This window comes from Nisaea sp., assembly GCF_017640745.1.
Lineage (GTDB): Bacteria > Pseudomonadota > Alphaproteobacteria > Thalassobaculales > Thalassobaculaceae > Nisaea.
Genome location: NZ_JAEPQA010000011.1, coordinates 25,333 through 46,852 on the forward strand (window position 1 = coordinate 25,333; position 21,520 = coordinate 46,852).

19 protein-coding genes are annotated in these 21,520 nt (G+C 65.6%); 13 read left to right on the forward strand and 6 right to left on the reverse strand.

The genetic code is table 11. The features are described 5' to 3' along the window. Nucleotides 1–21: 21 nt before the first annotated feature. The 10 genes from JJ959_RS09435 (at nt 22) to JJ959_RS09480 (ending at nt 11,664) form a co-directional block, all read left to right on the forward strand. Complete coding sequence (locus tag JJ959_RS09435) at nt 22–795, forward strand: ABC transporter permease (RefSeq protein WP_292882584.1); 774 nt, start codon at nt 22–24, stop codon at nt 793–795. A gap of 16 nt (nt 796–811) precedes the next feature. Beyond that, on the forward strand, nt 812–1,600 hold the full coding sequence (locus JJ959_RS09440; RefSeq protein ID WP_292882587.1) for an ATP-binding cassette domain-containing protein: 789 nt from the start codon (nt 812–814) through the stop codon (nt 1,598–1,600). A gap of 12 nt (nt 1,601–1,612) precedes the next feature. Then, a complete protein-coding gene (radA, locus tag JJ959_RS09445) occupies nt 1,613–3,016 on the forward strand; it encodes a DNA repair protein RadA (protein WP_292882589.1) in 1,404 nt (467 codons plus the stop codon). 3 nt (nt 3,017–3,019) lie between these two features. Then, on the forward strand, nt 3,020–3,688 hold the full coding sequence (locus JJ959_RS09450) for a CvpA family protein (protein ID WP_292882592.1): 669 nt from the start codon (nt 3,020–3,022) through the stop codon (nt 3,686–3,688). 49 nt (nt 3,689–3,737) lie between these two features. Next, complete coding sequence (purF, locus tag JJ959_RS09455) at nt 3,738–5,219, forward strand: amidophosphoribosyltransferase (protein ID WP_292882595.1); 1,482 nt, start codon at nt 3,738–3,740, stop codon at nt 5,217–5,219. Nucleotides 5,220–5,244: 25 nt separating this feature from the next. Further along, on the forward strand, nt 5,245–5,949 hold the full coding sequence (locus tag JJ959_RS09460; RefSeq protein ID WP_292882598.1) for an SDR family NAD(P)-dependent oxidoreductase: 705 nt from the start codon (nt 5,245–5,247) through the stop codon (nt 5,947–5,949). Beyond that, nucleotides 5,927–6,889 carry a glycerophosphodiester phosphodiesterase gene (locus JJ959_RS09465; RefSeq protein ID WP_292882600.1) on the forward strand — a complete coding sequence of 321 codons (963 nt, stop codon included), beginning with the start codon at nt 5,927–5,929 and terminating at the stop codon, nt 6,887–6,889. The genes JJ959_RS09460 and JJ959_RS09465 overlap by 23 nt, the downstream gene beginning before the upstream one ends. A 66-nt stretch (nt 6,890–6,955) precedes the next feature. Beyond that, nucleotides 6,956–7,945, forward strand: a complete 990-nt coding sequence (locus JJ959_RS09470) for a zinc transporter ZntB (RefSeq protein WP_292882603.1) — start codon at nt 6,956–6,958, stop codon at nt 7,943–7,945. Between the two features lie 26 nt (nt 7,946–7,971). Next, entirely contained in the window at nt 7,972–10,467 is a 2,496-nt protein-coding gene (locus tag JJ959_RS09475; protein ID WP_292882606.1) for a mechanosensitive ion channel domain-containing protein, read from the forward strand. An 18-nt stretch (nt 10,468–10,485) separates the two neighbouring features. Next, on the forward strand, nt 10,486–11,664 hold the full coding sequence (locus JJ959_RS09480) for an NAD(P)/FAD-dependent oxidoreductase (protein WP_292882609.1): 1,179 nt from the start codon (nt 10,486–10,488) through the stop codon (nt 11,662–11,664). Here JJ959_RS09480 and JJ959_RS09485 read toward each other — a convergent pair. The 3 genes from JJ959_RS09485 to JJ959_RS09495 form a co-directional block, all read right to left on the reverse strand. Continuing rightward, a complete protein-coding gene (locus JJ959_RS09485; protein WP_292882612.1) occupies nt 11,661–12,908 on the reverse strand; it encodes an MFS transporter in 1,248 nt (415 codons plus the stop codon). The two genes, JJ959_RS09480 and JJ959_RS09485, sit on opposite strands and share 4 nt — an antisense overlap. Nucleotides 12,909–12,989: 81 nt before the next feature. Then, entirely contained in the window at nt 12,990–13,307 is a 318-nt protein-coding gene (locus JJ959_RS09490) for a hypothetical protein (RefSeq protein WP_292882614.1), read from the reverse strand. A gap of 88 nt (nt 13,308–13,395) precedes the next feature. Beyond that, on the reverse strand, nt 13,396–14,835 hold the full coding sequence (locus tag JJ959_RS09495; RefSeq protein ID WP_292882617.1) for an amidase: 1,440 nt from the start codon (nt 14,833–14,835) through the stop codon (nt 13,396–13,398). A 145-nt stretch (nt 14,836–14,980) separates the two neighbouring features. On the opposite strand from JJ959_RS09495, the gene JJ959_RS09500 reads away from it, so the two are divergent. After that, complete coding sequence (locus JJ959_RS09500; protein ID WP_292882620.1) at nt 14,981–16,021, forward strand: zinc-dependent alcohol dehydrogenase family protein; 1,041 nt, start codon at nt 14,981–14,983, stop codon at nt 16,019–16,021. Between the two features lie 13 nt (nt 16,022–16,034). Here JJ959_RS09500 and der read toward each other — a convergent pair whose 3' ends face one another. From der to JJ959_RS09515, 3 genes are all read right to left on the reverse strand, one after another. Further along, the gene (der, locus tag JJ959_RS09505; protein WP_292882623.1) at nt 16,035–17,450 is read right to left on the reverse strand and encodes a ribosome biogenesis GTPase Der; all 1,416 of its coding nucleotides are present in this window, start codon (nt 17,448–17,450) and stop codon (nt 16,035–16,037) included. Nucleotides 17,451–17,530: 80 nt separating this feature from the next. Next, nucleotides 17,531–18,874 carry a PQQ-binding-like beta-propeller repeat protein gene (locus JJ959_RS09510; protein ID WP_292882626.1) on the reverse strand — a complete coding sequence of 448 codons (1,344 nt, stop codon included), beginning with the start codon at nt 18,872–18,874 and terminating at the stop codon, nt 17,531–17,533. Between the two features lie 13 nt (nt 18,875–18,887). After that, entirely contained in the window at nt 18,888–19,532 is a 645-nt protein-coding gene (locus JJ959_RS09515; protein WP_292882629.1) for a tetratricopeptide repeat protein, read from the reverse strand. A gap of 212 nt (nt 19,533–19,744) precedes the next feature. Between JJ959_RS09515 and JJ959_RS09520 the strand changes: the two genes are divergently transcribed. Together JJ959_RS09520 and JJ959_RS09525 are read left to right on the forward strand one after the other, a co-directional pair. After that, nucleotides 19,745–20,083 carry a DUF2794 domain-containing protein gene (locus JJ959_RS09520; RefSeq protein WP_292882631.1) on the forward strand — a complete coding sequence of 113 codons (339 nt, stop codon included), beginning with the start codon at nt 19,745–19,747 and terminating at the stop codon, nt 20,081–20,083. Nucleotides 20,084–20,087: 4 nt separating this feature from the next. Continuing rightward, entirely contained in the window at nt 20,088–21,473 is a 1,386-nt protein-coding gene (locus JJ959_RS09525; RefSeq protein WP_292882634.1) for a CoA transferase, read from the forward strand. The last annotated feature ends 47 nt before the right edge of the window (nt 21,474–21,520 follow it).

A 21,520-nucleotide genomic window follows, 5' to 3' on the forward strand; every position in this document is an offset into this window, starting at 1 on the left:
CCACGAGGGACACGCCAGCGCATGACCTTCCTCGCAGCCGTGGGACGGACCTTCCTCGGGTTTCTCGCCGCCACCGGGCGGCTCGCGATGTTCACGGGCACGACGCTCGGTCATTGCGTGCGTCCCCCGCTCTACTGGCGCCTGCTCATGCGCCAGATCGTCGATATCGGGTATTACTCCCTGCCTGTCGTCGGCCTGACCACGCTCTTCTCCGGCATGGTTCTGGCCCTGCAAAGCTATACCGGCTTCGCGCGGTTCAACGCCGAGAGCGCCGTCTCCACCGTCGTCGTGCTCTCCATGACCCGGGAACTCGGCCCGGTGCTGGCCGGTCTCATGGTCGCGGGCCGTATCGGCGCCTCGATGGCCGCGGAGATCGGGACCATGCGCGTGACCGAGCAGGTCGACGCGCTGACCACGCTTTCGACCAATCCGTTCAAGTATCTCGTCGTTCCGCGGGTTCTTGCCGGCATGATCAGCCTGCCCTTCCTCGTGCTGATCGGCGACATCATCGGAGTCTTTGGCGGCTATCTGGTCGGCGTGCACAAGCTCGGCTTCAACGCCGGCACGTATCTGAAGAGCACCTTCGAGTTCCTCGAGACGCAGGACGTGGTCTCCGGCCTCGTGAAGGCGGCCGTCTTCGGTTTCCTGATCGCCGTCATGGGCTGCTATCACGGCTACTATTCGGGCCGCGGCGCCCAGGGGGTCGGCCGGGCGACGACCAATGCGGTGGTCTCCGCCTCGATCCTGATCCTGATATCGAACTACCTGATCACCGAACTCTTCTTCGCCCGCTAGGCGGCTGGAACGCACGATGGCCGAAACCACGGCGGCAACTCCCAAGATCCGGATCCGGGACCTTCGAAAGTCCTTCGGCTCCAACCATGTGCTGCGCGGGCTCGACCTCGACATCGCCGAGGCGGAATCCGTCGTGGTGATCGGCGGTTCCGGGACCGGCAAGTCCGTCCTGATCAAGACCATCACCGGACTGATGGACGCCGACGGCGGCACGGTCGAAATCGACGGCGTCGACGTGCTCAAGCTGACCCCCTCGGAACAGCACGGCATATTGAATCGCTTCGGCCTGCTGTTTCAGGCCGGAGCACTCTTCGACTCACTGACCGTTCTGGAAAACGTCGCCTTCGGCCTGGTCGAGGCGCAGCGCATGCCCCGTGCCAAAGCGCACAAGCTGGCGCTCGACTTCATGGGCCAGGTCGGCCTGGAGCCGAGCGTCGGCGCGATGTATCCGGCCGAGATTTCCACCGGCATGCGCAAGCGCGCCTCCCTCGCCCGCACCATCGCGACCCATCCCGACGTGGTGTTCTTCGACGAGCCGACGACCGGTCTCGACCCGATCATGGGCGACATCATCGACGAGCTGATCGTCAAATGCGTGAAGGATCTGAAGATCACCGCGCTCACCATCACCCACGACATGGACAGCGCGCGCCGGATCGGCGACCGGATCGCCATGCTCTACGAGGGCAAGATCATCTGGCAGGGCCCGACCTCCGAGATCGACAACTCCGGAAACCCCTATGTGCACCAGTTCATCAACGGCCTCGAGGAAGGCCCGATCGAACTGGTGACACGCAGGGCCTGACGGAGCGCGGCGATGGCGAAGTCCCAGTCCCGCTATGTCTGCCAGGAATGCGGCGGCGTGCAGCCCAAATGGGCCGGCAAATGCGATGCCTGCGGCGCCTGGAACACGCTCGTCGAGGAAGTGGTCGAGAAAAGCGCGCCGAAGGGCCTCGGCGGCGCCAAGGGCCGCAGGATCGAATTCGTCGATCTCGCCGGCAGCTCCGAGAAACGGCCGCGCCGGGTCACCAAGATCGCCGAGTTCGACCGGGTCGCCGGCGGCGGCCTTGTACCCGGCTCCGTCATCCTAATCGGCGGCGATCCCGGCATCGGCAAATCGACCCTGCTGCTGCAGCTGACGGCCAGGCTCTCCGAACATTGCCGCTGCGCCTATGTCTCGGGCGAAGAGGCGCTCGATCAGGTGCGGATGCGCGCCCAGCGGCTCGGCGTCGCCAAGGCGCCGGTGCAGCTCGCCGCGGCGACCAGCGTGCGCGACATCGTCACCACGCTGGAGAGCGAGGACCCGCCGGATGTGCTGGTGATCGACTCGATCCAGACCATGTATGTCGACGCGATCGACAGCGCGCCGGGCACCGTCTCGCAAGTCCGCGCCTCGGCGCAGGAGCTGATCCGCGTCGCCAAGCGCCGCGGCATCGTGCTGCTGCTGGTCGGCCATGTGACCAAGGAAGGCACCATCGCGGGTCCCCGCGTGCTCGAGCACATGGTCGATACCGTGCTCTATTTCGAGGGCGAGCGCGGGCACCAGTTCCGCATCCTGCGCGGAGTGAAGAACCGCTTCGGGCCGACCGACGAGATCGGCGTCTTCGAGATGACCGAGGGCGGTCTTGCCGAAGTCACCAACCCGTCCGCCCTCTTCCTCGGCGACCGGCAGGAGAGCGTTTCCGGCGCCTGCGTCTTCGCCGGCATGGAGGGTACCCGCCCGCTTCTCGTCGAGATCCAGGCCCTCGTCGCCCCCTCGCCCTACGGCACGCCCCGGCGGGCGGTCATCGGATGGGATGCGGGCCGCCTCGCCATGGTGACCGCGGTGCTGGAAGCACGTTGCGGCGTCGTCCTGGCGGGTAGCGACGTGTTCCTCAATGTCGCGGGCGGCCTGAAGGTCAGCGAGCCGGCGGCGGATCTGGCGGTCGCGGCAGCCCTGCTCTCCTCGCTCACCGGCAAGCCGGTTCCCTCCGATGCCGTCGTCTTCGGCGAGATCGGGCTTTCCGCCGAGATCCGGGCCGTCGCCCATGCCGAGGCACGGCTCAAGGAAGCGGCCAAGCTCGGCTTCGGCCGGGCGATCCTGCCGGAGCTGCGGCGCAAGAAGGGCGAGAAGGCGTCGCGCAATGATGGCCTCTCTCTCGCCACGATCCGGCAGTTACATGATCTGGTGGCGATGTTTCAGGACGAAGCATCGGTCGGACGCAAAGCGGGAGAGGCCTGAGCTTTGGAAAACCTGCCCGTGAACGTGACGGATCTCGCGATCATCGCAGCCGTGCTGATCTCCGGCATTCTCGCCTTCGCCCGCGGCTTCTTCCGCGAGGTCCTGTCGATCGGCTCCTGGGTCGCGGCCTTCTTCGCCGCGCTCTATCTCTACCCCGTCGTAACCCCGTATATCCGCCAGTTGCTCGGCTGGGGAGACATGGCCAGCCTCGCTGCCGGGATCGCCGTTTTCGTCGTCTCCGTGATTGTAATGTCGCTGTTCACCCACTATGTTGCAGCCGCATTACAGGGCAGCAGCCTGAGTGCGATCGACCGTTCTCTCGGGTTCCTTTTCGGGATTGCCCGGGGCGCGGTTCTGGTCTGCCTGCTCTATCTCGGACTGAATTGGCTGATCGAGGATGATGGCTATCCGAAATGGGTAACCGAAGCCCGCACATTGCCCCTCGTGCAGCAGGGGGCGGAAACGCTTGTCAGCCTGGTTCCGCCACATCTGCGTCCGCGAATCCGCGACGCCGCCGGATCGGCCGAAACCAAAGCCCGCGAAGAAACCCAGAAACTGCTCTACGAACGCCTGATGAGCCCACCGGCGAAATCCGATGCACCGCAAGGCGGCGACGGGTATACTGCCGAGCAACGTCGGGATCTGGAGCGGGTCATCGAGAACACGCAGTAGCGTGCTCATTCATGTCGCCAAGATCAACCACTGACGGGAGGGTGTCATTGTGACGGAAAAGGACAAACCGTTGGACCATTCCCATCAGCACGACGACGATCATCTCCACGAGGAGTGCGGGGTGTTCGGCATCTTCGGCGCTCCCGAATCCGCTGCCCTCACCGCTCTCGGTCTCCATTCCCTGCAGCATCGCGGACAGGAATCCTGCGGCATCGTTTCCTGGGACGGCGAGCATTTCCATGCCCACCGCGCGCTCGGCCATGTCGGCGAGAATTTCGGCGACGACTCCGCGAAGATCGTGGCCCAGCTCAAGGGGCACGCGGCGATCGGCCATAACCGGTATGCGACCACGGGCGCGACCAACCTGCGTAACGTGCAGCCGCTCTTCGCCGATTTCGAGTTCGGCGGCATGGCGCTCTGCCACAACGGCAACCTGACCAACGCGATCGACCTGCGCGACAGCCTGGTCCGTCAGGGCTGCCTCTTCCAGTCCACCTCCGATACCGAGACCATCATCCACCTTGTCGCCCGCAGCCCGCAGCAGACGGTTCTGGACCGGGTGATCGACGCCATGCAGAAGATCGTCGGCGCCTATTCGCTGGTTTGCCTGACGCGCGACGCGCTGATCGGCATCCGCGATCCGCACGGTGTGCGCCCGCTGTGTCTCGGCAAGGTCGGTGACGCGCATATCCTGACCTCGGAAACCTGCGCCCTCGACATCATCGGCGCCGAGTTCGTGCGCGATATCGAGCCCGGCGAGGTCGTCATGATCACCAGCGACGGCATCAAGTCGCTGAAGCCCTTCGCGGCGAAACCGAGCCGCTTCTGCATTTTCGAATATATCTACTTCGCCCGCCCCGACAGCGTGATGGAAGGCAAGAGCGTCTACAACGCGCGCAAGGAAATCGGCGCCGTTCTGGCGAAGGAGAGCCATGTCGACGCGGATGTCGTCGTCCCGGTGCCGGACAGCGGCGTGCCGGCGGCGATCGGCTACGCGGCGGCGGCAGGCGTGCCGTTCGATCTCGGTATCATCCGCAACCACTATGTCGGCCGCACCTTTATCGAGCCGACGGACCATGTCCGCCATCTTGGCGTGAAGCTGAAGCACAATGCCAACACCGCGCAGCTCAAGGGCAAGCGCGTGGTCCTGGTCGACGATTCCATCGTCCGCGGCACCACCTCGACCAAGATCGTCGAGATGGTCCGTCAGGCCGGCGCCAAGGAAGTCCACATGCGGATCGCCAGCCCGCCGACGACCCATTCCTGCTTCTACGGCGTCGACACGCCGCAGCGCGAGAAGCTGCTCGCAGCCCGCATGTCGGTCGAGGAGATGGCGGAACTGATCGGCGTCGACAGCCTTGCCTTCATCTCCCATGACGGGCTTTACAAGGCCGTCGGCGAAGCCGCGCGGAACAGCGAGCAGCCGCAATATTGCGATGCCTGTTTCACCGGCGACTATCCGATCGCGCTGATCGACCAGAATGACGGCTCCAACGTCCGGCAGCTCTCGCTGCTGGCCGAGGCCTCCTGATCAGACCAAGCAAGCTGAGAGTTTCATGACCGGAAAACTCGAGGGCCGCATTGCGGTCATTACCGGCGCCTCCCGGGGCATCGGCGCGGCCGTCGCGAAGGCTTTCGCGCGGGAAGGTGCGCATGTCGTTCTCGTCGCACGCACCGTCGGCGCACTCGAAGAGGTGGACGACGAGATCCGGGCCGCCGGCGGCAGCGCGAGCCTCGTGCCGATGGATCTGAAGGACTCGGCCGCCATCGACCGCCTCGGCGCCGCCCTCTACGAGCGCTACGGCAAGATCGACATTCTGGTCGCGAATGGCGGCATGCTCGGCACCCTGACGCCGATGCATCACTATGATCCGCAGCTCTGGGACGATGTCATCGCCGTCAACCTCACCGCCAACCAGCGGCTGGTGCGCAGCCTCGACCCGCTGCTCCGCCAGTCCGACGCCGGACGCGCGATCTTCGTCACCTGCGACGCCGCGCATGGCGAACGTCCGTTCTGGGGCGCCTATGCCGTCAGCAAGGCGGCGCTGGAAGCGATGGTGCGCAGCTACGCGGCGGAGAACGCGCGCGGAACGATCCGCGCCAATCTTCTGAACCCGGGCGCCACCCGGACAAAGATCCGGGCCACCGCCTATCCGGGCGAGGATCAGGCGACGGTGCAGGCACCGGAAGAACTGGTGCCGCTGTTCCTCGAACTCGCCTCGCCGGACTGCCTGCGCAATGGCGATCTCGTCGATGCGTGAAGCCGGGCGCGGCGCGCTACTCGCCGCCACTCTCGTCGCAGGCATATCCGCAGCTTCCTACGCAGTCGAAATCCAGGGACACCGTGGCGCCCGCGGTCTGTTGCCGGAGAATTCCCTGCCGGCCTTCGCCAAGGCCCTGGATCTCGGCGTCGACGTCCTTGAGCTGGACACGGTGATTACCGCGGACGGGATCGCAATGATCCACCACGACCGCGCGCTCTCACCGGAGCTTGCGCGGAGGAACGGCTCCTGGATCGAGGCCGCGGTACCGCTGCGCTCGCTCACTGCGGAAGAACTCGCCACATACGATATCGGGCGGATCCGGCCCGGCAGCCGCTACGAAAAGCGCTTCCCCGAGCAGAAGCCCCTGGACGGCACGAAGATCCCTCGACTTGCCGAACTCTTCCGGTTGATCGGAGACAGGGCTGATCTGAATGTCCGGTTCAATATCGAGACCAAGCGCTCGCCCCTGCATCCGTCCGACACACCGGATCCAGAGACCTTCGCCCGCACGGTGATCGATACCGCCCGGGAAGCCGACATGGCGCACCGGATCGCACTGCAGAGTTTCGACTGGTCGACGCTGATTGCTGCCAAGCGCATCGACCCGGCGATACCGACCGTGTGCCTCACCGCAGAAGCCCGCTGGCTCGACAATCTGGAAATCGGCAGGGACGGCGCCTCGCCCTGGCTCGGCGGGCTCGATATCGACGATCATGGCGGGTCGGTGCAGAAAACGGTGAAAGCCGCCGGCTGCGCCGTCTGGTCGCCCTATTACCGCAACGTCACGAAGGACGCCGTCGACGCCGCCCATGACGAAGGGCTGACGGTCGTGGTCTGGACGGTGAACGAGACGGCCGACATGAAGCGGATGGTTGAACTGGGCGTCGACGGCATCATCACCGACTATCCCGACCGCGCGGCACAGATCCGGCAATAGCGCCCCGGCATTGCCCGATTGCGCCGCTAACCTATACTGCTCGTGTGATTCGGGTGTGGACGAGGCATGAACATGGCTGATGGCGAGAGCGGGTTGATTGCCGGTATCGGCCTGCCCCAGACCGGTGCTCACAGAGATCTGGCCTGGAGCGATCTCGAAGCCGGCCGGCCCAAGGATTATCGCCTTACCTGGCTCCATCTCGACCAGAAGCAGGAAAGCGCACGGGCATGGATCCGGGAACAAGCGGGGATTCCGGATGTCGCCGCGGAAGCCCTGATCGCGGAGGAGACGCGGCCAAGGGTTCAGCGCTTCGACGATGGAACTCTGCTTGTACTCCGCGGCGTGAACCTCAATCCCGGCGCCGATCCGGAAGACATGGTCAGCCTCAGAATATGGATCGAGCCCGGCTTCATGATAACGGTCCGTATGCGCCGGCTGCTAGCCGTGCAGGACACCATCGATTCGATCCGCGAGGGCTACATGCCACAATCCGCGGACGAACTGCTGACCACGATCGCCGACCGCCTGTTCAAGCGAATGGGGCCGGTGATCGACGATCTGGAGGAACGCATCGACACGGTCGACGAGGAGCAGACCGTCGGCGATCTGCGCCAGCCGACGCGGGAACTCCAGTTGCTGCGGCTCCGGACCATCATCCTCCGGCGTTATATCCTTCCGCAGCGGGATGCGCTCAGGCAGCTCACAAACGATCCGCCCGCCTGGTTCGGCCGCCGCACCATCAGCGGCCTGACGGAGGCCGCGGACCGGGTGATCCGCTATGTCGAAAGTCTCGATGAAATTCGCGAGCGGGCCATGGTTATTCAGGACACGATCCAGAACCGGAACAGCGAGGAGCTGAACCGGCGGCTCTACCTGCTCTCGGTGATTTCCGCCATCTGTCTTCCGCTCGGGCTGCTGACCGGCCTGCTCGGCATCAATGTCGCCGGCATGCCCGGTACCGAGAGCGCCTGGGCCTTCTGGGCGGTTTCGCTTCTCATGATCGTCATCGTCGGCCTGGAACTCTGGGCGCTGAAAACGCTCAAATGGTTCAGATGATGCGAAAGGCCCGGCACGGGGAAAACATGCTGAAACGTCTTACTCTCTTCGTCGCGGCTCTGGCGCTGGCCGTGCTCTTCACCTCCGGGTTTACCGGCGACGCCTCTGCGCAGACGCTCCCGTCCGAGACCGCCCAGGAAACGCAGGCCGACCCGCTTCACAAGATCGCGCCGGAACAGATCAAGGACCTCGTTTCGACCCTGAAGGACGAGCAGGAGCGCGACGCGCTCATCTCCAAGCTCGAGGCCCTCATCGCAGTTTCGGAGAATGATACGGTCGAACAGGAAGTCGACACCGGGCTCGCGACGGCGATGTCGGATGTGGTCAAGGGGATCAGCGATTTTCTTCAGGAAGCGGTCACCAGGCTGTCGGCGGCCGCCCTTGCCCTGACGAACGTGAAGAGCCTGCTCCCGCTGATCAACGACCTCATCGACGACCCGCGCGGATTGATCACCCTCGCGGAATGGATCGGGATCATCGGCGGCATCGTCGCCATCGGGCTGGTCGCAGTGCATTTCGTCGGACGGATCATCCGGCGACCGCTCGACCGCCTGGAATCCTGGGCCAGCAACGGGACGCTGCTGCATAGCACCGCCGTACTGGTCCCCCAGCTGCTTCTCAGGGCTCTGAGGCCCGTGGTTTTCTTCGCCGTCACACAACTGATCCTGACGACCGTGGACTCGACCAACGTCCAGCTCGCCGGACGTGCCTTCGTCTTTGCGGTCGCGTCTCACCTGATCTGTCGCGCGATCATCCATACGCTGCTGAAGCCGGCCGGCCTGCTCAGCCGTTCCCTCGAAATCTCGCCCGCGACAGGTGCCTATCTGAGCATCTGGATAAACCGCGTCGTCGCCACCGGCATCTATGGCATTCTGGGTCTCCAGAGCGGTTACATCCTCGGCCTTCCCCACGCGACCTTCCTGTTCCTCGAGAAAGTCGTGTACGGCATTCTGTGGGCCCTGATGATCGCTTTCATCCTGCAGAACAGAGTGAGCTTTGCCCGAACGATCGCGCAGCGCCCGGACGGTTCGGTACGGAACCCCTTCTGGTCACTGCTGTCCGCGATCTGGCACCTGATCGCGATCGCCTACGTGACCGCCGGGCTGATATTGCTCATGTCGATGGGCGACGAGGGCTTCGTCAGGCTCGGCGAGATCGCCGCCTTCATGGTCGTGATCATGATCGTCTGGCGCATCGCCTGGCTCGCCATCGATACGGTCGGGCTCCGGCTGTTCTCGATTTCCCGGGAACTCACCGACCGCTTTCCGTCTCTCGAGCAACGGGCAAACCGCTACGTGCCGCATGTTCTCGGCGGGGCACGTATCCTGATCTCCATCGCGGCCATCGGCGCGCTTCTGGAGGTCTGGGGCCTTCAGCTTTCCACCTTCCTCGCGTCGGATAACGGTCAGATCCTGATCCGCGCGCTGGCAACCATCATTCTTGTCGGAGGCGGCGCACTCATCGTCTCCGAACTGGTCGGTCTGTTCGTCGAACGCCGTCTCAAGGTCTCGGAAGAGAACGGTACGCTGAGCGGCCGCGAAAGGACCCTGCTCCCGCTCCTCAGGCGCGCCGTCGCCATCGTCCTCGGCGTGCTCGCGGTATTCGTGATCCTCTCCGAGATCGGCGTCGACATCACTCCGCTCCTCGCCGGCGCCGGGGTGGTCGGCCTGGCGGTCGGCTTCGGCTCGCAATCGCTGGTCAAGGACGTCATCTCCGGCATCTTCCTGCTGATCGAGGACACCCTCAATGTCGGCGATTACATCGATGTCGGCGGCAAGACCGGGACCGTCGAGGCGCTCAGCATCCGCACCCTCCGTTTGCGCGACGTCGCCGGCGACCTGCACACCATTCCCTTCGGCAGCGTCGATACCATCACCAACATGACCAAGGATTTCGCCTATGCCCTGGTCGATGTCGGAATTGCCTATCGCGAGGACGCCGACGCGGTGATGAAGCTGCTGAGCGAGATCGGCAACGAAATGGTCGAGGACGAAAAGATCAAGCCGTCGATCATTGGGCCGTTCGAAGTCTTCGGTGTTCAGGATCTCGCGGATTCCAGCGTCAATATCCGCACAAGGGTCAAGACCAAGGGCGGCATGCAATGGTCGGTGCGCCGCGAGTTTCTGCGCCGGGTGAAGCGGCGCTTCGATGCCGAGGGCATCGAGATCCCGTTCCCGCACCAGACGCTTTATTTCGGCGCCGACAAGAACGGCGCCGCCCCGCCTGCCTTCGTCAAGGTTTCGCAGCAGACCCGCGAACGCAAGACGGACAAGGACGGCGCGGAAACCGGCAAGGGTGCCAACGGCTATTTCGAAACGGCCAATCCAGAGATGGCCGACGCGGAAGCTGCCCGCAATGCGGAAAAGCAGGCCCAGGAAGCGGAGCGCCGCAAGCGGGAAGAGGAGCGCGCAAAGGCGGCCGAGGAGGTCAAGGAAGCGCAGGAGGATCTCGAGCACGACGACCCGGCGAACATGGACGAGGACGACAGCGCACGATCCACCGATAAGAATAAGCCGGAATAGGGATCGGCGGCAGAGAACATGCGCAAGTTCGATTGCCTGATCGTCGGCGCCGGCGCTGCCGGCATGATGTGCGCTGCCGAGGCGGCCCGGCGCGGCCGCTCGGTGCTGCTCGTCGACCACGCGAAAGCGCCGGGCGAGAAAATCCGGATTTCCGGCGGCGGACGCTGCAACTTCACCAATCTGCGCACGGCGCCCGAGAACTTTCTCTCCGCCAATCCCCGCTTCTGCATCTCGGCGCTCCGGCGCTACACACAGCGCGACTTCATCGCCCTCGTCGAGCGCCACGGCATCGCCTATCACGAAAAGACCCTGGGGCAGCTGTTCTGCGATGACAGCTCGAAACAGATCGTCGAGATGCTGACCACCGAACTGCGCCAGGCGGGCGCGCGGCTCGAGCTCTCGACGTCGGTTGCGAGCATCGCACGGTTCGGCAGCGGTTTTCGCGTCGAACTGTCCTCCGGGAGCGTCGAAGCGGCCTCGCTGGTGATCGCGACCGGCGGCAAGTCGATCCCGAAGATGGGCGCGACCGGCTTCGCATACGGCGTCGCGGAACAGTTCGGCATCAAGGTCGTGCCGCCGCGTCCCGGCCTCGTCCCCCTCACCTTCGATCCGGACACGCTGGAGCGCCTGAAGGCGCTCTCCGGCATCTCCGTCGAGGCCGAGGTCGCCTGCGGCAAGACCCGCTTTGCAGAGGGCCTGCTCTTCACCCACCGCGGCCTCAGCGGTCCCTCGATCCTGCAGATCTCCTCCTACTGGCGCGAAGGCGATGAGATCAGGATCGATCTCGCCCCCGGCACCGAAGTTTCAGAGGCCCTGCTGAAGGCGAAATCGGACAGTCCGAAGCAGGCCGTGCAAACCGCCCTCGCCGGAACCCTCCCAAAACGCCTCGCTGCTGCGATCGCGGAGGAAGCCGGAACCCTCCGACCGCTCGGGGATACCGGCGACAAGGCGCTCAGGGCCCTCGGTGAACGGGTAAACCGCTGGCGCGTGAAACCGGCGGGATCGGAGGGCTATCGGACCGCCGAAGTTACGCTCGGCGGCATCGATACCGCCGCGCTAGACCAGAAGAGCATGGAAGCGAAAGCCGTGCCCGGCCTCTATTTCATCGGCGAGGCCGTCGACGTCACGGGCTGGCTCGGCGGCTACAATTTCCAGTGGGCCTGGTCCAGCGGCTGGAGCGCCGGGCAAGCCGTCTAGGACGCCGCGGGAGCGGCCGCTCTGCGGATTCCGAAGAGGAGCCCGCTCAGCAGAAGCGCACAGATCCCCGTCAGCACCCAGAGACTGACCGTGAAGCCGCCGGTCATGTCGTGGATCACGCCGATCGCGACCGGACCGGAGACCCCTCCGATCTCCGCGGCGGAGAAGAACAGCCCACCTGCCGAGCCCGCGTTCTTGGAGCCGACACCGCGCGCCTCGACGAGGAACAGCAGCGCGATGGTCATCATCGATCCGCGCGCGAGACCCTGGCAGACCAGTGCGACGAAGAGCCCCGGGCCCTCGCCGAGCTGCAGCAGAAGGGTGCAGGCGCCCGCCAGCACGAACAGGCCGCCGAGGATCGCGGCGCGGCGCTCCGGCGTCGCGAGACGCGGGATGGTCAGCGAGCCGAACACCCCGACCACCGTCGGCAAGGCCGCCCAGTAGCCGGCTTCAACGGCACTCATGCCGGTCGATTTCAGGATTTCCGGCAGCCAGTTGTTGGTGCCGTGGTTGAAGAAGAAGATGCCGACGCTCATCGCCAGAATGATCCGCACCACCGGGTTCGCCATCAGGTCCTTGAAGATCTCGACCTGGGAGCGTCGCGGCGCCGCCTTCTCCGCCGCCTCGCGGGCGCGGGCCTCGGCATGCTGTGCGATCAGCAGCCAGATCAGGCCGGAGGCAGCGGTGATCAGGGCGTAGTCCGTCACCACCATGCGCCAGTCGCCGTCGTGGAACGGCAGCACCATCGCGTTGGTCAGGCTGAGCGAGAGGATGCCGCCCATCGCCGGGCCGGTGATGTAGATCCCCATGGCGAAGCCGCGTTCCTTGCCCTCGAACCATTCGGCGATGATTTTCGGAGCGCCGATGGAGATCAGCGGCCCGCCGAACCCGAAGATCCCGACGGCGAGAAACAGCGTCAGGTGGTCGATCGCGACGGCGCGGGCGAGGCCGGAGGCCGCCATGATCACCGCCGCCAGCAACAGCGCCTTCCGCGCTCCGATCCGGTCGAGCAGGATTCCGCAGGGCACCGCCGCGCCGATATAGACGAAGGGCCAGGCGCCGAGCACTGTTCCCATCGCGCCGTGGCTGAGGCCGAGATCGCTTGTGATCGGCCCGACCATCGGGGCGAGCGCGCTGATCGTCAGGCCGAAGGCGAAATAGATCAGCCAGACACCGAACAGCATGGCCCAGCGGTAGGGATGCGGGGCCGGTACCGCCTCGGCGGAGGTATGGGGCTCTGACACGGGATCGGGCTCAAGCGGCTGTGACTGTGATCCCCCAAGAGTACGGCGCGCGTTCGACACCGCACAAGTGCCGGAAAGGCTTCAGGTCCTGTCGAGAATCTTCTTCATTCCCTGCGCCGCGAGGCGGAGATTGCGGGCCATCTGCTCCATCTCCTTGCGCTGGCGGTAGGTCAGGTCGTCGAAGCGGAGCGCGAACTCGATGCCCTCGGCCCGGTCTTCTAGCCGCTTCAGGCGCACATCGTCCTGCACCACATCGCGCTTGCGCTTGGAACTCAGGACCGGCGTCTCGACCTTCCAGCGGCGGTAGTAGCGCTGTTTCTGGCTCTCCGAGAGGGTTTCGTAGAGAGCGGAGATGTCGTCGATCGAGAGCTGGTGACGGGTGATACGGCGGCGGCTCATGGGCGCAATTATGCTGCGGACATCGGCGCCCTCACAAGCGCCGATCCGCCCGTTGACGAACTCGCGATCCCGCGTGAAGGGCGCCGCGTCAGCGGAGCCCCTTGCGGCGCCAGAGCTCGTGGATCTGGATCCCGTTCGCCCGCTCCAGCGCCTCGGCGGCATCGAGGGCCAGATCCTCGCGGAAGCGGCGGGCGATGAGCTGCACCGAGAGCGGCAGCCCCTCATGATACCCTGCCGGCGCGATGGAGGCCGGCAGGCCGAGGAAGTTGATCATCCAGCTGTAGACCGAGGAGTCGAAGATATCGCGGGTGCCCGCGGAGCTGTCCGCATCCTCGTTCCAGGTAAAGCCCGGCCGCATCATGAAGGGTGTCAGGACCAGCGGATATTCTTCCAGGAAGAGGTTCCAGGCCCGGAGATAGCGCGTGCGGCGGGACATCGCCTTGAGGAGACCGACGGCATCGGTCGGCGGATAGTTCTCGAAATAATAGCCGAAGACCTTCTGGATATCGGCGCTGCCGTATTTCTTGATCGCCTCGCCGAGGAAGATCTCGCAATCGGCATAGAGCGCCGGCAGGGCCTCCGCCGCCGCCTCGCGGATCATCGGCGGCGCGGCTTCCTCGACCAGATACCCGGCCTTCTCCAGCTCCGCCGCGGCGGCTTCCAGCGCCGACACGATGGCCGGGTGAATGTTGTAGCCATTGGTCTCGCGGCAGAAGGCGACCTTGATCGGCTGGTCGACCGGCGGGCCGTCGAACGGAACCGGCACCTGCAGCGGATCCCGCGGATCCGGCTGCATCAGCACGCGGGTCGCGAGCCGGACGTCCCGCACCTCGCGGGCGATGATGCCCTGCACGGACATGAGCTGCGCCAGCAGCGAGCGCTCTTCCTTGCCCGAGGGATTGTAGGCCGGCACGCGGCCCTGGCCCGGCTTCACTGTCACGGCGCCGGTCTGATAGGCCGGAAAGCGGAGCGAGCCGCCGATATCGTTGCCGTGCGCGATCGGGCAGAAACCGGCCGCGACGGCTGCCGAGGCGCCGCCCGAGGAGCCGCCCGGCGAGTGGTTGTCGTCCCATGGATTGTAGGTCCGCCCGTGCAGCTCGTTCACGGTCGTGGCGCGGAAGGAGAATTCCGGCGTGTTGCTGCGGCCGACGATGATCGCGCCCGCCTTCTTCAGGTTGCTCACGACCGGCGCGTCGCCCGGCGCGATCATGTCCTTGAAGGCGGTGACGCCGTTGCTGTTCGCCGTGCCCTCCTGGTCGACATTGATCTTGATCGAAACCGGAACCCCGTGCAGCGGGCCGATCGGACCGTTCTTCCGAAGAATCTCGTCATAGGCGGCGGCCTGTTCCAGCGCCGCGTCCGTCTGGTCCACCACGATGGCGTTGATGTGGCCGTTCTCGGCCCGGATACGCTCGACGGTGGAGGCGACGGCATCGGCGGCGCTGACGCGGCGGTCACGGATGGCGCCGGATAGCTCGACGGCGCTCCATTGCCAAAGCGGAGCGGTGGTGCGGTTTTCGCTGCTCATTGCGGATCCTCAATCGGAAAGGCGGTCTCGGGAAGGAGGTTAATGATGTCTCCTCAAAGGCCGCTTGCCAAGGGGACTGGTGAACGGACCGGAACGCGGGCTATAGATGCCGCCCGACCAATCCACCCCGTTCCGGGAGCCCCCGATGAAAGCCGTCCTCTACGAAGCCTTTTGCGAACCGCCGAAGCTGGTCACGGTTCCGGACCCGGTGCCGGAGCGCCACGGCGTCGTGCTCAAGGTCGAGGCGACCGGCGTCTGCCGCAGCGACTGGCACGGCTGGGTCGGTCATGACGGCGATATCGAACTGCCGCATGTGCCCGGGCACGAACTCGCGGGTATCGTCGCGGAAGTCGGCAAGGACGTCACCCGCTGGAAGGTCGGCGACCGGGTGACGGTACCCTTCGTCGGCGGCTGCGGCACCTGCCCCGAATGCCATGCCGGCCACCAGCAGGTCTGCGAGAACCAGTTCCAGCCCGGCTTCACCCATTGGGGCTCCTTCGCCGAACTGGTCTCGATCCACAAGGCGGACCTGAACCTCGTCGCCCTGCCCGAGCAGGTCAGTTTCGCCACCGCCGCGAGCTTCGGCTGCCGCTTCGCCACATCCTTCCGCGCCGTGGTCGACCAGGGCAAGACGTCCGCCGGCCAGTGGGTCGCCGTGCATGGCTGCGGCGGGGTCGGACTGTCCGCCATCATGATCGCGGAGGCGATCGGCGCGAACGTGGTCGCCATCGACATTTCCGACGAGAAGCTGGCGCTGGCGAAGAAGCTCGGCGCCGTGCACACGATCAATGCGGCGGCGGTCGCCGACGTGCCGGAAGCGGTCATCGAACTGACCAGGGGCGGCGCGCATGTCTCGCTCGACGCGCTCGGCCATCCATCGACCTGCTTCAACTCGATCCGGAACCTGCGCAAGCGCGGCAAGCACATTCAGGTCGGCCTGATGCTGGCGGAACACGCAACGCCGGCCGTGCCGATGGCGAAGGTGATCGCGGACGAGCTGGAAATCCTCGGCAGCCATGGCATGCAGGCGCACCGCTACGACGCGATGCTCGCCATGGTGCTCTCCGGCAAGCTCTCTCCGAATCTTCTGGTCGGCAAGGAGATCAGCCTCGAAGAGTCCATCGAGGCGCTGATGCAAATGGACAGCTTCCAGGCGGTCGGCGCGACGGTCGTCACCCGGTTCTGAGACCGGGTGAGGCCTAGTCGTCCTTCACGTAGGGATTCTTGCCGCCGCGCAGGTAAAAGCGGATCGGCACGGCCGAGAGCTTGAACATGTCGCGCAGCCCGTTCACCAGATAGCGGATATAGGCCTCCGGCAGTTCGGTCGGCTGGCTGACGAAGGCGGCGAAAGTCGGCGGACGGGTCTTGATCTGCGTCATGTAGCGCAGCTTGATCCGGCGGCCCTTGGCGAGCGGCGGCGGATGCATCTCCGTCATGTCCTGCAGCCAGCGGTTCAGGCGCGAGGTCGAGACCCGGCGGTTCCAGGTTTCGTAGGTCTCGACCACCGCCTTCAGCAGCTTGTCGAGATTGCGTCCGCGCTCCGCCGAGATGGTGATGTAGGGAATGCCCTTCACCTGAGGCAACGAGGTCTGCAGCCGGTCGCGCAGATGCCCGAGCGCCTTCTCCCTGTCCTCGACGATGTCCCACTTGTTGGCGGCGATGACGAGCGCGCGGCCCTCCTCGATCACCATGCGGGCGATCGTCAGATCCTGCTTCTCCAGCATCGTCGTCGCATCCAGCATCAGCACCACGACATGGGCGAACTGGATGGCGCGTCTTGTGTCCTCACCGGAGAGATATTCAAGCCGCTGGGTGACCTTGGAACGGCGCCGCAGACCGGCGGTGTCGAACAGCTTGAAGGGCCGGCCTTCGAACTCCCAGTCGCTCTCGATCGCATCCCGGGTGATACCGGCCTCGGGACCGGTCAGCATCCGGTCCTCGCCGAGAAGGGCGTTCACGAAGGTGGATTTACCGACATTCGGACGGCCGACGATGGCGAGCCGGATCGTGTCCGGAGTCTTTGCGTCGATCCAGGTCTCCGCGCCGTCCGGCGACTCCTCGACAATGTCGTCCGGTTCCTCGGCGTCGGCGGCGAGCGCTTCGTAATCGTCATGCGCCTCTTCCGGCGCGAAGGCGTCGAGCGCGTCATAGAGCTCGCTCAGTCCTTCGCCATGCTCGGCCGAGAGCGGCACCGGATCGCCGAGACCGAGCCCGAAGGCTTCGTAGAGGCCCGGCGCGCCCGCCCTGCCCTCGCACTTGTTGGCGACGAGGATCACCTTGTCCTTCACGCGCCGCAGCCAGCGGGCGAAGTGATCGTCCAGCGGAGTCACGCCGGCGCGGGCATCGATCACGAAGAGCACCGCATCGGCCTCTGCGACGGCCGCCTCGGTCTGCAGACGCATCCGGCCTTCGAGGCTCTCGTTCTCGGCATCCTCGAGACCTGCGGTATCAAAGAGCCGGAAGGTCAGATCGCCGACCCGTCCCTCGCCCTCGCGGCGGTCGCGCGTGACCCCCGGCTGGTCGTCGACGATGGCAATCCGCTTGCCGACGAGTCGGTTGAACAGGGTCGATTTACCGACATTGGGCCGGCCGATGATGGCGACTGTAAAACTCATGGCTGTTCCGTAGTCCCGGCATGCCCTTCAGATCAAGCAGTCTTGCGGCATGGCCGCCATGCAGCAGTGCGGCCCGAGGACTAGCGGAACGCCTCGAGATCGCCGTCGTCGGTCAGGAAATACACCGTTCCTCCCGCCACCACCGGCGGAATGAAGACTGCGGCCCCGACATCGATCTTGCCGAGAATCTTCCCGGTATAGGGCGAGATCGCGTAAACCTCCCCGGTCGACGAGCCGACCAGCAGACGGTCGCTGACAAGCACCGGCCCGGAATAGGTGATCAGGCCTTCCTTGTCCTCGGGGTTCTCGAAAACCGGAAGCTGCTGGATCCAGTGGATCCGTCCCCGCGACTTGGTCAGGGCGAGCACTTCGCCGAGATTGGAGACAACAAAGACGTAGTCTCCGGCAACCCACGGCGTCTGGTCCCCGCCGACGCGGGCTTCCCAGACCCGGCGGCCGGAATTCAGGTCGGTCGCGATCAGCCGTCCCGACTGGCTGATGGCGATGACGAGATCGTCGTCGACCACCGGGTTGCCGCGAATGTCGGACAGCTTGGACACCGCATTGATGCCGCGTACCGAGCTCAGATTGTCGTTCCAGAGCAACCGGCCGTTCTCGACCCGGAGCACGAACAACTCGCCCGAGGTATAGGGAACGATCGCGGAACCGCCGCTGACCGCAACGCTTGCGTTCCCGAGCAGAGCGGACTCCTCGGCGATCCCGGTATGGGACCAGATCCGCGTGCCGTCGTTCAGATCGAGCGCGAACGCCTGATTTCCGAGAATGGTCACGAAGACCCGCCCGTCGGCAACGGTCGGCGCGCCCCTGGCCGGCCCCGGCAGCCGGCTGCGCCAGAGTTCCTCGCCGCTCTTCAGATCGAAGGCGATGACCTCGCTGTAGCCGGTTGCTGCAATGAGCTTGCCGCCGCCGGCCGCAAGCGCGCCCGGATAGATCGTCTCGTCCTCGTCGTCAGGCTGTGTATCCGCCGACCAGACGCGCTCGCCGTTGACGGTCTTGAGCGCGGAGACTTCGCCTTCGGCGTCCATCGCGTAGATCATGCCGTCCACGACGATCGGGCTCGAGATCAGCTGGGTATCGTCATCCGAACCGCTGCCGATATCCGTCGTCCAGACACGGCGCAGCACGTCGCCGGCGGCGAGATGATGCATCGCATGCACGGCGTTGCCGCCGGGCTGTGGCCAGTCGGCATTCTCCACCGGGCGCGGCAGGATGACCCTCTGCTCGGCGAGATTGGGGTCCGGCACGAGGCTCTTTTCCAGCGCCAGGATCGGCAGCCGCTCGCCCGGAAGCGGCGGTCCTTCCTTCTCCTCGCCGAAGAACAGTCCGTCGCTGCAGCCCTGGAGCACCAGGAATCCGGCGAGAAGCGCGAAATGCGGAAGCCGCCCCAAGTACCGACCGGTCATAAAACGCTCCCGATCACTCGCGGCCGATGGCGCTGAGCAGTTCGGTCGCCCGCGCCCGCAGCTGGCCAGGCGTCTCGGCATCCGCCGTCAGTTCCTCGAGGATTTCCCGCGCCTTCGCCTTGTCGCCGGCTTTCAGCGCGATCAGCGCCTCGGCTTCGCGGGCGAGCGGACGCCACGGCCCGGTCGTGTTCGCCAGCGCCGCGATCTCGCGGGAGAGCTCAGCTGGGTCGCCGCTGTCGATCCGGTGCGTCACCGAAAGCAGACGGGCGAGATCCCGGAACAGGGCCGGGGTGCCCTGATCACCCGCCAGCTTCTTGTAGGTGATGATTGCCGCTTCGAGGTCCCCGGCTTCCACGAGCGCCGCGGCCTGCCGGAGGGCGGCCAGCGCCGCATATCCCTTGTTGCCGTCCTGGGCGAGCGCGCCGAAAGCTTCCGCCGCCCCAGCCGGGTCCTCCGCCAGGGCACTTGCGGCCGCTTCGTAACGGGCCGACTCGGCCGCTTTCTGCTTCGCGTCGTAGGACAGCCAGAAGCGGTAGCCTCCGACTCCGAGGACGATCAGAACGGCGAGCGCGATGACATAGGGTCCGTACCGCTTCCAAAGCTTTGCGGCCTTCTCCTGCTGGAGTTCCTCGTCGATCTCGCGAAAAATATCTGCCACGCCTGTCTCCGTTGCGAAGCGCCGGCCCGGCAGTCCGGTCCGGCCACGTTTCACCCGCTTCAGCGGAAGAGCGCAACCTACATGGCGCGCCCCCCGAAATCAAACCGCTCTCGCAGCCCCGGTCGGTTTGATGAACGCGGACTTTACGCCGGTGGTTTTTTCGGGAAAACTGCATCTCATGAACTGGCAAGATTTCCGTAGGTGAGCGGCCCATGGCGGACCTGATTCGGCTCAAGAAAAGCCGGTCGCCGCAGCGCGGTCTCTTCTTCACGAAAAAGGAACTCGGCCAGCTCCTTTCCCTTTATTCCAGCCGGGTCATATCGGGCGAGTGGCGCGACTATGCGATCGACCATACCGAGGACGGTGTCGCCTTCTCGATCTTCCGGCACAGCCACGAGCTGCCGCTCTTCTCCGTCTCCAAGAAACAGCGCAAGGGGCAGCGCCAGCCGACCTTCGAGCTGACCTCCGGATACAAAAAGCTCGCTTCCTCCGCCTCCCTGGTCGACGTTATCTCCCGTTTCGAAAAACTCCCCCGCCTCGTTACCGGCTAGAACCATGTCATCGCTTTCGTACTTCCTCTCCGAAATCCGGAAAGCCGCACGCCTGCCCGAACGGCCGGCTCCCCTCTTCGCGGAACCTGGCGCCTTGCCCTCGGTCTATGCCGTCTCCGATCTCGCCGCCGCCTCGGTTGCCGCCGCGGGGGAGGCGCTGTCGGACCTGATCGCCGCACGCCACGGCACGCCCGCCGAGGTCGCGGTCGACCGCCGGCTCGCGTCCTTCTGGTTCAAGAGCTCGCTCCGCCCCGACGGCTGGGAGCTGCCGCCGGTCTGGGATCCGGTGGCCGGCGACTATCAAACCGGCGACGGCTGGATCCGCCTCCACACCAATGCGCCGCACCATCGCAAGGCGGCGCTTTCCGTGCTCGGGATCCGCAATGACGAGACCGCCGACCGGACCAAGGTCGCCGCCGCGGTCGCCGAATGGGACGGCACTCCGCTCGAGGACGCCATCGTGGCCGCCGGCGGCTGCGCCGGCGAAATGCGGTCCGCCGAAGCCTGGGCCGCCCATCCACAGGGCAAGGCCGTCGCCGCCGAGCCGCTGCTGCGCCATGAAAGCTTTGCCGGCCCCGCCGCGGCCGCGTGGGAAATCGTCCCCTCCCGGCCGCTCTCCGGCATCAGGGTGCTCGATCTGACCCGCGTGCTTGCCGGACCGACCGCGACGCGGTTCCTCGCCGGCTACGGTGCCGATGTGCTGCGCATTGATCCCCCGTCGGACCTTTGGAGCGAGGCGCTGGAGGAGGAAATGCTGCTCGGCAAGCGATCCGCCGTGCTCGACTTGCGGACCGCCGAAGGGATGGAACGGCTGAAGGAGCTGATCGCGGGCGCCGACGTGATGGTGCATGGCTACCGCTCGGATGCGCTCGCCGGTTTCGGGCTCGACTCCGCGCGGCGGCGCGCGCTCAACCCGGGCCTCGTCGATGTTGCGCTGTGCGCCTATGGCTGGAGCGGTCCCTGGGCGAAGCGGCGCGGCTTCGACAGCATCGTGCAGATGAGCAGCGGCATCGCCGAGACCGGGATGCTTCATTACAAGCAAGACAAGCCGACTCCCCTTCCCGTGCAGGCGCTGGATTACGCGACCGGCTTCATCCTCGCCGCCGCGGCCCTCAGCGGCCTCGCCGAACGCGTGCGCAGCGGTGCCGGTTCCAGTTTCCGCACCTCCCTCGCGCGCACCGCAGCACTTCTGGAAGGGCGTTTCGAAGACCCGGACGCGCGTTCTTTCGCCCCCGAAACCGCAGCCGATCTGGCACCCAGGGTTGAGAACACGCACTGGGGTCCGGCGCGCCGCCTTGCCAGCCCTGTCGAACTCTCGACGACCCCGGTTTTCTGGGACTTTCCGGCCGGCCCGATCGGCACCTCCGGCCCCGTCTGGCGCTCCCGTTAGACCTGCCTGTACCGCAGTTCATGACGTAATCCGTTATGGCTGGGGAT

What these genes read in the sequence shown, in the direction of transcription:
- JJ959_RS09435 (WP_292882584.1), top strand. Translation starts at nt 22, where the DNA reads ATGACCTTCCTCGCAGCCGTGGGACGGACCTTCCTCGGGTTTCTCGCC.
- JJ959_RS09440 (WP_292882587.1), top strand. Translation starts at nt 812, where the DNA reads ATGGCCGAAACCACGGCGGCAACTCCCAAGATCCGGATCCGGGACCTT.
- radA (WP_292882589.1), top strand. Translation starts at nt 1,613, where the DNA reads ATGGCGAAGTCCCAGTCCCGCTATGTCTGCCAGGAATGCGGCGGCGTG.
- JJ959_RS09460 (WP_292882598.1), top strand. Translation starts at nt 5,245, where the DNA reads ATGACCGGAAAACTCGAGGGCCGCATTGCGGTCATTACCGGCGCCTCC.
- JJ959_RS09465 (WP_292882600.1), top strand. Translation starts at nt 5,927, where the DNA reads ATGGCGATCTCGTCGATGCGTGAAGCCGGGCGCGGCGCGCTACTCGCC.
- JJ959_RS09470 (WP_292882603.1), top strand. Translation starts at nt 6,956, where the DNA reads ATGAACATGGCTGATGGCGAGAGCGGGTTGATTGCCGGTATCGGCCTG.
- JJ959_RS09475 (WP_292882606.1), top strand. Translation starts at nt 7,972, where the DNA reads ATGCTGAAACGTCTTACTCTCTTCGTCGCGGCTCTGGCGCTGGCCGTG.
- JJ959_RS09480 (WP_292882609.1), top strand. Translation starts at nt 10,486, where the DNA reads ATGCGCAAGTTCGATTGCCTGATCGTCGGCGCCGGCGCTGCCGGCATG.
- JJ959_RS09490 (WP_292882614.1), bottom strand. Translation starts at nt 13,307, where the DNA reads ATGAGCCGCCGCCGTATCACCCGTCACCAGCTCTCGATCGACGACATC.
- JJ959_RS09495 (WP_292882617.1), bottom strand. Translation starts at nt 14,835, where the DNA reads ATGAGCAGCGAAAACCGCACCACCGCTCCGCTTTGGCAATGGAGCGCC.
- JJ959_RS09500 (WP_292882620.1), top strand. Translation starts at nt 14,981, where the DNA reads ATGAAAGCCGTCCTCTACGAAGCCTTTTGCGAACCGCCGAAGCTGGTC.
- der (WP_292882623.1), bottom strand. Translation starts at nt 17,450, where the DNA reads ATGAGTTTTACAGTCGCCATCATCGGCCGGCCCAATGTCGGTAAATCG.
- JJ959_RS09510 (WP_292882626.1), bottom strand. Translation starts at nt 18,874, where the DNA reads ATGACCGGTCGGTACTTGGGGCGGCTTCCGCATTTCGCGCTTCTCGCC.
- JJ959_RS09520 (WP_292882631.1), top strand. Translation starts at nt 19,745, where the DNA reads ATGGCGGACCTGATTCGGCTCAAGAAAAGCCGGTCGCCGCAGCGCGGT.
- JJ959_RS09525 (WP_292882634.1), top strand. Translation starts at nt 20,088, where the DNA reads ATGTCATCGCTTTCGTACTTCCTCTCCGAAATCCGGAAAGCCGCACGC.